Here is a 12,652-nt window from a genome sequence, read left to right as displayed (position 1 = left end):
ATGGGGCCTGACCCTTAAAGGAAGTTATCCACTTTCACCTGTTAATCAAAGTGCATCTCTGTTCCTTTTTCACTTGATTCATATATCCCAACCAATATTTTCATTATTTCTACACCGTCTTGAACAGGGCTGATTGTTTCCGAATCACCTTTAACACAAGATACAAAATGATCAATTTCATTTTGGAATCCTTTTTTAAAATCAAATGATAAGGAATCAATTTGTGGTGTACAATTTAAAATCGTATTATTTTTTTCTGTTACAATTTGAAGCTGAGGTTCGATTTCTGCTCCACCTTTGTCACCATACACACTAACAGCGATAGATTCTCCCTTTGCATGAAGCGTGAAACTGACATCGACCATTAAAGAAGCACCATTTTCAAAACGGATAATGGCATTGGCTAAGTCCTCAACTGTATTCTTGTCAGGATCATAATCTGCAGCTTTGTAGAATGATTTGTTATTAATATTTGAGCGGTTACCTAGCTTGTTGTACGTGTTTCCACTGATTGATTTCACTTTCGGCTTCCCCATTAAATACCAGCACAGATCAATAATGTGGACTCCTAAATCGATTAAAGGTCCACCACCTGATCTTTCCTTATCTGCAAACCAGCCCCCAGGATTACCTAAAGGTCTGATACAAGATGCTTTTGCATAATAAATTTCACCAAGGTCACCTGAATCAATAAAACTCTTTAATACTTGAGTATTTGTACCAAAACGGCGAACAAAACCAACCTGAAGTATCTTATCTTTATTTTTCTTTACAGCTTTTTCTATCTCGTATGCTTCTTCAACTGTTTTACATAATGGTTTTTCAACTAAAACATGCTTACCAGCATTTAGTGCAGCAATTGAAATTTCTGCATGTGAGTTATTCCACGTACAAATACTGACAGCATCAACCTTTGAATCCGCTAGTAAGTCCTCGTAGTTTTTATAATATTTTTGGGCGCCATATTTCTGTGCTTTTTCTTGTGCTCTTTGTTCATTAAGATCACAAACAGCATAAATTTCAACATCATTATTATTTTTATATGATTCAAAATGCATTTCAGAAATAGAGCCTGCTCCAATAACAGCTATTTTTATTTTCCCCATTTTTTATTGCTCCTTTTTAACTAGTTAAATCTCTCACCTAAAAACTAGCTATTTCTGATTCCGTTTTACAAAAACAGTTTCTTTTATTTCGTTAGATTGATAGGCAGCTTTCACAACTTCCAAAGTTCTAAGACCGTCATTTCCGGTTTATTGACGGTTTTCTTCCTGACTTTACACATGTTATAAAATCATTGACTAAGCCCTCATCCATGTCCTCTGACCAAGATGCTGCTGAATTTTCCCGTTCCGATTTACACCTCTCTTCACGATCATGCCCACATTGTATGAATGTTTTCACCTATCACTAAGCCACTTGGCCTTAATTGAACAATGATTGATTATATGAACTTAAACACATGAGCGATTGGAGCATTTTCATCCTTTTTGTCTACTTTTGGCATTCTTACAGATATTCCCTCTTCTGTTTGGCTAAATTCAAGTTTTTCTTCACTGCCCAGCATCTCTATCCGACGAACCTTTTCTGTATAAGGAATAAAAACATATTCATCCTTATAACGTTCATCCTCACTTTGATATAATCGGAAACAGTAAGCTGTTTCTCCCTTTCTTGTAAAAGCGAAACGGTCTTTGAAATAGGGTGCACAAAGGCGTGTGCCATAGATCGCTTCACCGTAAACTTTCAACCAAGCCCCAAGCTCTTTCATTCTTTTGATTGCTCCCTCAGGTAACCGTCCATCTGGTTGCGGCGGGACATTTAGAGCAAGATTCCCGCCTTTAGAAACGATTTCGATCAATATGTGTACAATTTCCCGTGTAGACTTATACTTATCCTCATATTTAAAGGAAAAAGAGGTCCCTATTGTAATACAGCTTTCCCATGGCACACTCATCGGACCGTCAGGAATGGTCTGTTCAGGGGTAATGTAGTTTTCAAACTCTCCTCCTATTGTACGGTCAGCTGTAATTAACCAGGGCTGTATTTCACGGGCTCTTTCCACCACTTCCCTAAGGCGGATGTCCTGTTTTCCTTTACCAACCCATCCTGCATCTAACCACAACACGTCAATTCGGCCATATTTGGACATTAGTTCCATAATTTGATTATGAGTAAAGTCCACAAACTTTTCCCACAACCATGGATATTCATCTGGGTCATAAGATGGTCCGCGCCACATGTCCCTGCCCCGAGCCATGCCAGGAGCCCAATAGTAAGGTGTATGCCAATCTGCCTTAGAAAAATACGCTGCAATACTCAAGCCCTTTTCACGAAAAGCTTCAAAAACATGCTTGCATATATCAGCATACTTATGACTGTGGAATGGACATTCTGAGGAGGTAATCCGATAATTTGTCTCTTTCGTATCCCACATACTAAATCCATCATGGTGTTTTGTCGTGAAAATCAAATATTTAAAACCGCCTTCTGCGGCTAACTCAGCCCAAACTTCTGGTTGAAATCGAACAGGGTTAAACGTTTTATTTAGATTGAAATATTGTCGCTTAAATTCCTCTGCGTCTTCTTCCCAGTCAATATCCGTACGAGACCAATCAGCATCTTTGTCACTTAAAGCCCACGATTCTACAACGCCAAGCTGAGAATAAGGACCCCAGTGCATCATCAAGGCTAGTTTTTGGTCTTTGAACCATTCCAGACGTTCCAATATAACCGGGTCTTTCGGTTTAAACCATTTTTCTTCTCCACTATAGTTATGGACACCATGATTTACTTCCTTTTCTTTCGATTCTGCAGTCATTTTTCCATCCCTTTCAAAATTATCAAAAGATTATCTAAGGGCCCAGCAAGTTCCTTTTTTTATACTTAAGCTTCCTCCCAGAAACGTCTTAGATTATCCATTCCGATTTTACAAGCTTCTCTGCATTCTTCCATTCCTTCAAATTCCAATGTGATATACCCGTCATAACCGAAATCTTTAATCAGTTTAATAATCTCTCTAATTTCGATATCGCCATGTCCAACAATGGCACCCCTTAAAAAGTTACCGTTAGACGTTTTGAACCATTTTCCTGCACCTGGATCTTGATAGTAAGGGCGGAAATAAAAATCCTTAAAATGAACAAGCGATGCATATGGTAAGTTTTTCTTCACACCTATAATCGAGTTTTCATCGACACACATGAAGTTCCCTACATCTAAAGTTGTTTTAAAGTTAGGTCTATCTACTGCTTGTAATACACGTTGAACACGATCACTATGTTGTACAGCAACCCCGTGGTTTTCAATTGTCGTTGTAATCCCAAATTTTGCTGCATAGTCAGCGATCAGGCGACTGCCTTCAACGATTTGCGGCAGGCTGTTTTCAAAGTATTCGATTGTCATTTTCTCTTGAGGTAATGAAAATGCCGTTACATCATGGCGCATATGTTTAATCCCCATACGGTCTAAAAGATTAACATGTTCCTTTAATCGTGCAACCTCTGCTTCAAATTCTTCCACGGTATCCTGGACAAAATTTGCCGGCATTGAATAGTTTGATAGTTCAATTCCAACTTCTTTTGCTTTTTCTCTTACTTTATCTGCTAGTTCCAAGTTATCTACTAACGTAAATCCATAAGGGACAATTTCCATATGCTCCCCGCCATTTTCAGCAATCCACTCAATAACATCTAAGATATCCATTTCTCCGGCATTAATTGCATCAAGCAAACTATAAGTACTTAATCCTACTTTCATCTCACTTCACCTCTAATTGTATATTTAGTAGACTTACAATTTATTCGATAGCTTTTTTGTCACAACATCTAATGTTCGATATAATTCATCGAGCTCTTCTAGTTTTTCATCACATTTAAAAACACTAGAAGTCATATTGATCAATCTTTCAAAAGACTCTTTATCCCAGCCATTCCATGATGTCACAATCATACCGGGCACCTTATCTTCTGCCCTTTGTTCTTGAGCCTGACGTTTACTTTCCTTTAAGAAATCCATAGCAGCACCTGTTTTGAACCAACAAGCAGGAATGACGGTAAAGCCCTTTTTGATAAAATTTCCAATTGAAGGATACGAGTTCAACTTTTCATAATGCCAATCCATTATCACAATATCTTTTGGGATATGATCAATTGCTTTATGTGTGCCAAATGTATCTCCTTCCCATTGGTTATAGCCCATCTTTTCACTGTCATTTAAGCGATCTCCCCACATAAACATTTGAACTCCACGCTCTTTTACTAAATGCCCGTGCAAATCATTAACAGCCTTCGCAAATAATTCCGCTCTATCCTTTCCTTTGCAACGAGGACAATTATCATCAGCCAATTCATAAACTTCATCCATACCAACATGAAATGCGTCAGCACAGAAAGCATCGATCAATTCATCCATTAGTTCAAATACAAGTTCATTAACGTCTGGATGCTCCGGACACCAACTTCTGCAGAAAATTTCAGGCCATTCTGCATCCAATGGAACATGCCGTGTTTCATCAAATTCTGGATACGCTTTCAATATTGAATTAGGTGCACCTCCCCAGCCTTGGTGCCCAAGACATTGAAATAATGGAATTAGTCGAATTCCATTATGTTTACATACTGCTGCTATTTCCCTTGCATCCTGCTTTGTTAATGTTCCGCCAGTAACTTCAGGGTGTGACTCAAATACAAAAGACGTGTTACATTCCAATAATAAATGGTTTATTCCTTTTCGAACCAATACCTTCTCGATAAATTCTTTAAATGAATCTACCAAGTCATGTGATCCGAGCCTTAAATGAAATGCGCGTATAGGTTCTGTTTCTTTCATTTGTGTACACTCCCCATTAAACCACTATTAATTTTAGTGCAGATTCTTTACTACATAAAGGACTACCTTTCACAAAGCCATCTCTAGATTCGTTTCAACCTCCTTGCTATTTCCGATACTAGAAAAAGTATTTTTAGTTGTTGGTGTATCATCTAAAAGGCATAACTGATCTAGGTGTCCTCCCCTACCATGTAACTCATTTGCTACATGGTTTGAAACCTTTTGCTGCAGCTGTAGATTTCAAGAGGCACCTGATCCAATATGTGGTGGAAATATAGTGCTATCCAAAGCTTGATGTCCATGAGGACATTCATCAGAAAATAGCACAGGTATACCTAATCTTGTATTTTCTTTTATATAGTATTAGTTACAACTGCACTATCTTCTACATTAATACCACTTGAGAAATTAACATTTGACCAAGGATCAGCTCTAAACAAACCATATAAAGCACCCATACCATCAAATTTTGCTACTTGTTCTTTGAAAGCACTTGTTAATTCATAGCCATTATCTATTTTTTTGTAGGCATCCCATCCATACATTTTTTGATTTAATTGACCTACTTTTTCTTTCAAATTCATTCGGTTTATTAAGCTTTTAATTCTTTCGTGTATGGGATCATTACTATTTATTTTCTTTTCCATATGCGTTCCCCCATATAAGCTACCTGTGTAAAACATCATACGTCTTCATTGCTCATTATCCTTTTTCTCTTTCATACACGATAAAGTGATGAATCGTATACCTAGTTTAAATAGTTTATACGATCCATCTTTTCAAAGTATATGAACTTGTTATACTATCAAATATTTAGTTAACAAATTAACTGTCTTTCCAACGATCGTAAGCATCTTGGTAAACTTGAATATATTTTTCAATATTCATATCTTCAATTGTTTTAACGTATTTATCCCAGTTAGATAACGGTTCAACACCTGTGATAAATTTTGCTTCCATCTGTTCTACATAGGACTGTAAATCCACTTCAATGGTATTAACTATAGCTTGTTCTTCATTTGTTAAATACATAAGTGGAATTGGAACTTCTGCATATGGATCAATTTTTGCTTTCGTTTCAGCTTCAATAAATTTATCAAATTCTGATAATTCTACACCTTCTATTCTAGCCGTTACAGTTGGTGCAGTGATTCCGTATGCAGGAGTTAATGTTCCACGATAATCTTCACTGCTTTTAAAACCTTCAGGCACCTCTAAATATTTCCTTTCACCATTTTCACCTTTTTCCCAAAGGTATCCTTCAGGTCCATCATTTAAGTACTCACGGCCTTCTTTAGAATAGAAATAATCAACCCATCGAATAGTTGCTTCTGGGTGATCATTGTTGCTCGTGATTGAGAATGTGCCTCTACTAATTCCAGGACTACGCGGGAACAATGGTTTATCTGAAACAGAGCTAGTTAACGGATGGAACATCGGATTGTTTATTGATTCTTCTTGTGATTCACCAGTAGTAAAGAATGAGAAATAATCTGGGAATAAACCAAGACGGTTTGCTTGTCCTTTTGCTTTTTTCTGTTCATCTGATTGCGAAAATGTTTCTGGATCTAATAATCCTTCTTCATAAAGTTTGTTCATATAAGTTAAGTATTCTTTATAGTTTTCTGTGATTGGAGTGTACCTAACAGTTCCGTCAACCTCATCAATGCCCCATTCCTTTAATCCAAAAGCACCGAGTAACCATGGACGTGTGCTTTCCATTTTCACATCAATTAATGGAATTTCATCTGCTTCTCCATTTCCGTTAGGATCTTCTGTTTTAAAACGAACTAATAAATCATAAAGTTCATCAGTTGTCTTAGGTAGTTCTTTCACACCTAATGCATCTAGCCATTGACCATTGAACCACATTGGTCCCCTATACCAACTAGATGTTGGGTGCATATTAATCGCAGGTAATGAATAAATATGTCCATCAACTGTTGTAATAGACTTTTTAATTTCAGGGTTTTCTTCAAATATTTTTTTAATATTTGGAGCATGTTCGTCAATTAAATCTTCTAAAGGTATCAATACTCCTTGTTTCCCATAATCGACTTCCATACCGGCAGTCAAATTAGATGAACCTGCTGCATAAATAACGTCCGCTATATCTCCACTGGCAAAGGCTAAGTTTAATTTCGTCTGAAAATCACTCATTGGCGGAGTGTTATATTCAAAATTAATATTTGTCTTCTCTGCATATTCTTTTAAAGTTGGCATGTCCTTCCATTCTGCCAAGCCAGTACCAGGTGCCATCATCGTTAATGTTATTTCCTCATCTACAATCGGAAAGCCCTCTTCATTCACAGCAACATCTTTCGCAGATTCTTTTTCGATACTAGCCTTTTCATTTGAACTGCATGCAGTAAGTACCAAAATAGCTGATAAGAGCAGAATAATAATTTTTTTCATCCTTGCATCCCCTTTTTATTTATTAAATGATCCTTCCCTTTAAGTGAGCCAATCATCACACCTTTAACAAAATATCGTTGTAAAAATGGATAGACAATAATAATGGGAAGTGTAGAGACGATCATTACACCATATTTAATAATTGCGGCAAGTTGCTGCTTACTATGCATTGCCTCAGCCATACTTCCTGTTAGGTTCGTACTCTGTGAGGACATTTCTTGCAAAACAAGTATTTCTCTTAATACAAGTTGAAGTGGAAACATTTCTTTATCAGATAGGTAGATTAATGCATTAAAATATCCATTCCAGTGGCCAACACCATAGAATAACGCCATAACAGCTATAATTGGTGCTGATAATGGTAAAATAATTTTTATAAACATTTTAAAGTTTGACGCACCATCTATGATTGCCGCCTCTTCCAGTTCTTTTGGGATAGAAGTTTGGAAAAACACTCGGGCTATAACGATGTTCCATACTGCAGCGGCATTTGGTAGCACCATTGCCCAAATTGTGTCTATAAGTCCTAAATTCTTTACCACTAAATAAGTTGGAATTAATCCACCACTAAAAAACATTGTCAGGACAAACATCCCCATTAGGAGATTTCTACCAACAAAATCTTTACGGGACAGCGCGTATGCTGCGGGGATGGTAACAGCTAAGTTAATGAATGTACCCAGTGCAGTATAAAAAATTGTATTGAGATATCCCCGCCAGATCGCGCCATTTTCAAAAATGAGATTGTACCCTTCAAATGTAATATCTACCGGAAAAAACCACATTTTCCCCGAGTTTACAGCTGCCGGATTACTTATGGATGCACTAATTATATAAATCAGAGGGTATAGTACAATTGCTAACGCTCCGGTAAGAAATACATACACAAGCGCCTTAAATAGTTTGTCAGTTTTTGTTTCATGTATAGATGTATTCATATTTTAAGCCTCCTTTTACCATAAACTTGTTTCACTTGTTTTTTTGGCGATCTTGTTAACAATCACTAGAAGAATTGCATTAATAACTGCATTAAATAATCCAACCGCTGAAGCAAAACTATACTGTGCGTCTAATAAACCTGCTTGATACACAAAGGTTGCAATAACATTCGAAGATTCAAGGTTAAGTGGATTTTGTAAAAGTAAAATCTTCTCAAAACTCAAAGCCATAATACTTCCTACGTTCATTATTAATAAAATAATCATGGTTGGAACAATAGCCGGTATGTTTATATACCAAATACGTTGGAAACGTGTTGCACCATCTACAATTGCAGCTTCATGATGCTGTGGGTCTACTCCTGAAAGAGCAGCGAGATAAATGATAGTCCCCCACCCTGTACTCTGCCAAACACCAGATAATACATATACCGTTTTAAACCAAGCAGGATCACTCAAAAAAGCAATTGGTTCAAAACCTAAAAATTGAATAGCATGATTGATTATTCCTGTTGCAGGAGATAGAAATGCTATAATCATTCCTGACATAACAACAACCGAAATAAAATGAGGCGCATAGGTTACCGTCTGGACAGTTCGCTTAAAGAAATTGTCTTTTACTTCATTTAATGCTAACGCTAAAATGATTGGTAATGGAAATCCAACAAGCAATTCGTAGATACTAATTCCTAATGTATTTTTTATTAAATCCCAAAAGTAATACGATTCAAAAAAACGAATAAAATGATCAAATCCTACCCATTCGCTTCCCCATATTCCTAAGGTTGGAATAAAGTTTTTAAATGCAATTTGCACACCGTACATTGGTATATAATGAAAAATAAGAAAGTATAGAAATGCTGGTAATACAAATATGTAAAGCTGCCAGTTTTGTAGAATCTTTCTGCTCTTCTTCAATTTTCTAGGCTTTTCTTGCTTCAATTTATTTTGGTTTTTAGGACCTTTATTCATTACTTCTTCCTGTTGTAGTGGGGAAGTTGCCGTACTTGAACTCATAAAATACCTCCTCCTTCTTGTTTTCTTTGAAACTAAACTCATGTTAGCTTTTTTTTTGTAATGTAATCAATATGTCGTTTTATTAAGCATTGTCAACACGATAACAACGATCATGTTAACGCTTACATTTATAGACTTAACAAGCCTAGCAATATGTTATTCTTGCTCTAATATGTAAGCCTTTACAATTGTGTCTTAACGGCTATATAGCGGTTTTCAAGGGGGGGAAACGAACATTAAAGCGAAACTCCCACCTTTGGCTTTTGATCATGGTTAATCTACGATAAACTCATCTTTCTTTTATCAACAAAAACACATATAAAAATAGCCAAAATTAAAAAAGGCCATGATCGATAAAAAATCATGGCCTAAGTATGATTCTATTACTGGTTTAAATCACGATATTGTCCAGGTGTTACACCTACTAGTTTCTTAAACTTCCGGGTAAAATTCGCAACATCTAAATATCCTACTTGAACGACAATTTCTTTAATTGGTTTATCAGTTTCCTTTAACTGCCTCTTTACATCTTCCATACGAAGATCTTGTAGGTATTGCGAAAATGTAACACCCGTTTGTCCTTTTATAAAGCGGCTAACATAAGATACAGATAGTTGAAATTTAATGGCTAAACTTTCCAAAGATAGTTCATACTTATTATAGTTTTCTCTAATATAATCCAATATTTCATTTTTCAGTTTATCATTATGACTTTCTTTCTTATCCTCAACCTCTTTACATATTGTTAAAACTAACTTTTCGAGCTGTTTGTGCAATTGTTCAATTGAATGAAAATCTACAATGCTATTAATATCCTGTATATATTTATTCATTCCTATTTCAGAGGTTGTTTTCACTATAACATTAATAATATCAAAGCAAATACATTTTAATACCTGGATAGACAAATCTTTTTCTGCCAGATTTGTAAACATGTTGCGCAATGTTTCACCAGCAACAATCTGGTCCCCTTGTTTTAAGCTTTGAACAAGCTTCATTTGCTCTTCTTTTGGATATCCAAGTGATTGTTCAGGTTGTATAACAATTTCCTCAAAAAAGATGATACTTCCTTGCGGCTTTACAAATTTATATTCCAACGTTGTTAGTGCTTCGATAAAAGATCGGTTTATGCGGTTTTTTTCATCGTAAAGTCCGCCTACCCCAATAATAGGCTCAAAAAGGCAATTTTTCTGAATATACTGCTGAATCTGTAAAACAAGCTTTTGGCGTTCTTTGTTAACATCTTTCGTTATATGATCCACACTTACAATTAATGCTATTGCATCATTGTAAAACAAATCAATACCATGAGCTATGGCGTTATCCAGTGAAACATTCGATAAGATCTTAAAAATCTTCTCCCTTTCTTCTAAATTATCCTCTATAAATGTTCCTTTTTCAAAATAGACAATCGCCACAAAACAGCGACCATCCTTCATTTGAATATTTAATGAATGCAGCAATGAATTTATATCTTCTCCTTCACTTATATCACCTTTTAATAGTTTTACTAAAAATTGATCCCTAGCAAAAGGTTTTTGCATATACATCGTTTCATTCAAAATCTGATGATCTTCAAATACATGTGTAATCGTCTTGCGAATGGTCTCTAATTCATTCCCGCCTTCCAGATCAGCAGGTTTCTTTCCATTCCTGTTGGTTATTTCAAATATTTTTTGAATTGGCCGATATTGATTTTTCCCAAGAAATACAGCTAATACAAAGCCAACAATTAAAAGGACAATTAACATGGCAAATATTAATATCGTCGTATTATCTAGTCTTTTAAAAAACTGATCGGCATCCATTACCGTTATAAATTTCCAGCCACTTAACTCCGATTTAACTGACACAAATGAATATTCTTTTCCATTTAACTCAACATTATCAACCCCGTAATGATCAATAGAAAGAGTGTTTAATTGTCCTGCATCAACTGATTCATCATTTATAGAAGAGGCAATAACCTGATTATTTTCATTAAAAATATATACATTACCTACAGATTCACCTAATATGTTTTGAATCAGATCTGTCATCGTCGATTCCTCTATAAAATACATAACTGTACCATAAGGATTTGGATTGTTAGGAGCTATTGGAAATAAATAAGCAATCATATTTTCGGATTTTTCATTGTTTCCATTATTAATTACTACATTGTTAACAGCCTTAATAAATGGTATTTCCGTATGCAAATCATGGATAAGATCCTCTTTTTTCCATTCACCAAACCGATATTTTTTTTGCATTAAAGCGTCTATTGAATATGAACCGCTGGTAGAATATATTTTCTCATCATTATGATAATAGACAAATAGTTCTTCAATAATGGAACTGTTTGCTTTATATTTTTTTAATTCTTCATTAGCTTCTCTACTGTAATATCCATGACTTATCATATACGGCGTCAGCCTAGGATCATATGAAATTCTTGCTGCTAATGTTGCTAATTCTTTTATGCGTTCGTTTGTTATATTTTCTACTTGTTGTAATTTATTTATGTTTGATTGTTCAATTTCCTGACGCAGGCTTAATACAGAATGATAATAAATAATAGTGCTCATGATAAGAAAAGGAACAAGAAAAACAAGTAGATAGGAGACGATATATTTATATAATAGTCGAGATTTAATCCTATTACGCAACACATTTCCCCCTAGTCTCTGGGATAATAAATTTAGTACAATCTCTTTTCCTCTATATGAACACACGCTCGAAATGCAAACCAGCAAGCGGATAAGCAATAACGGAAGATCCCGCAAATAAGAGAAGAATAGGTAGAAAACGAAACAGATAAAATAATAGAGAGAGACAAATGATCATCGCAATTGTTTCTAGCTGGACGAGCTAGAGTAAGAAAAGCGCAAGGCGCTAAGCATTCGGCGACAAGCATAAGGCGAATAGGAATAGAAGGTGCTTTTTACCTTCAATTCCTATTTGATTAGACCCTAGAGGCGGTCAAAGACGCGACGTCCTGTCGCATTGACTGCATTTGCACGTCCTGTGCTTCGCCGATGGCGCCTGGAGCTAGACACTATAACTAAGTACAAACTTTTATACTTTCTTACCTTTCAACAAAAAACGATTGTTTAAAATACAAGAAAAACTTGAGTTCATAACGTACAAATACAGGAAAACGGTGATTAATAAAAACTGATGAACATAAAAAATTCGATATATTTTTGTGAAATGTTCATATCTACATATAAAAACATCCCTATACTTATCAAAATAATTCCTAAACTATTCGTTTCAAAAAAATGGATTTTATATACAGAAAATAAATTCTTAAATATCTGAATGTCAAAATATTCCTCAAACCACTTATGTATAACTGAGAATAGTGCAGCAGTTGCTGGCGATATTCCGAAAACTCCCAAGCCCAGCAATGTAAAGACTACCCCTAGAAAATGAAGATACATTACTTTAACAAACCAATTCCCTGTATC

At 35.5% G+C, this 12,652-nt stretch carries 10 protein-coding genes; all 10 read right to left on the bottom strand.

Annotation, left to right across the window (positions count from 1 at the left end; translation table 11 throughout):
* Positions 1-41: 41 nt before the first annotated feature.
* A complete protein-coding gene (locus tag AC4GZ8_RS10620; RefSeq protein ID WP_491081823.1) occupies positions 42-1,106 on the bottom strand; it encodes a Gfo/Idh/MocA family protein in 1,065 nt (354 codons plus the stop codon).
* A 338-nt stretch (positions 1,107-1,444) separates the two neighbouring features.
* Positions 1,445-2,821 (bottom strand): alpha-L-fucosidase, encoded by a 1,377-nt coding sequence (locus AC4GZ8_RS10615; protein WP_491081822.1) that lies wholly within the window; start codon positions 2,819-2,821, stop codon positions 1,445-1,447.
* Between the two features lie 65 nt (positions 2,822-2,886).
* Positions 2,887-3,759: a sugar phosphate isomerase/epimerase family protein gene (locus AC4GZ8_RS10610; RefSeq protein WP_491081821.1), complete on the bottom strand. Its 873-nt coding sequence runs from the start codon at positions 3,757-3,759 to the stop codon at positions 2,887-2,889.
* 33 nt (positions 3,760-3,792) lie between these two features.
* Positions 3,793-4,830 (bottom strand): family 20 glycosylhydrolase, encoded by a 1,038-nt coding sequence (locus AC4GZ8_RS10605; protein ID WP_491081820.1) that lies wholly within the window; start codon positions 4,828-4,830, stop codon positions 3,793-3,795.
* Between the two features lie 353 nt (positions 4,831-5,183).
* Complete coding sequence (locus AC4GZ8_RS10600) at positions 5,184-5,477, bottom strand: hypothetical protein (protein ID WP_491081819.1); 294 nt, start codon at positions 5,475-5,477, stop codon at positions 5,184-5,186.
* Positions 5,478-5,655: 178 nt separating this feature from the next.
* Positions 5,656-7,245, bottom strand: coding sequence for an extracellular solute-binding protein (locus tag AC4GZ8_RS10595; protein WP_491081818.1), 1,590 nt, complete (start codon positions 7,243-7,245; stop codon positions 5,656-5,658).
* Entirely contained in the window at positions 7,242-8,183 is a 942-nt protein-coding gene (locus AC4GZ8_RS10590) for a carbohydrate ABC transporter permease (protein WP_491081817.1), read from the bottom strand. Before AC4GZ8_RS10590 ends, AC4GZ8_RS10595 begins: the two co-directional genes overlap by 4 nt.
* A 15-nt stretch (positions 8,184-8,198) precedes the next feature.
* Positions 8,199-9,155: an ABC transporter permease gene (locus tag AC4GZ8_RS10585; protein WP_491081915.1), complete on the bottom strand. Its 957-nt coding sequence runs from the start codon at positions 9,153-9,155 to the stop codon at positions 8,199-8,201.
* A 428-nt stretch (positions 9,156-9,583) separates the two neighbouring features.
* A complete protein-coding gene (locus tag AC4GZ8_RS10580) occupies positions 9,584-11,848 on the bottom strand; it encodes a helix-turn-helix domain-containing protein (RefSeq protein WP_491081816.1) in 2,265 nt (754 codons plus the stop codon).
* Between the two features lie 498 nt (positions 11,849-12,346).
* Positions 12,347-12,625 carry a YesL family protein gene (locus AC4GZ8_RS10575; RefSeq protein WP_491081815.1) on the bottom strand — a complete coding sequence of 93 codons (279 nt, stop codon included), beginning with the start codon at positions 12,623-12,625 and terminating at the stop codon, positions 12,347-12,349.
* Positions 12,626-12,652 lie beyond the last annotated feature (27 nt).

This window comes from Metabacillus sp. RB-C-LZQ-3-1 (genome assembly GCF_058315175.1).
This window is presented reverse-complemented; position numbering and strand designations above follow the sequence as displayed.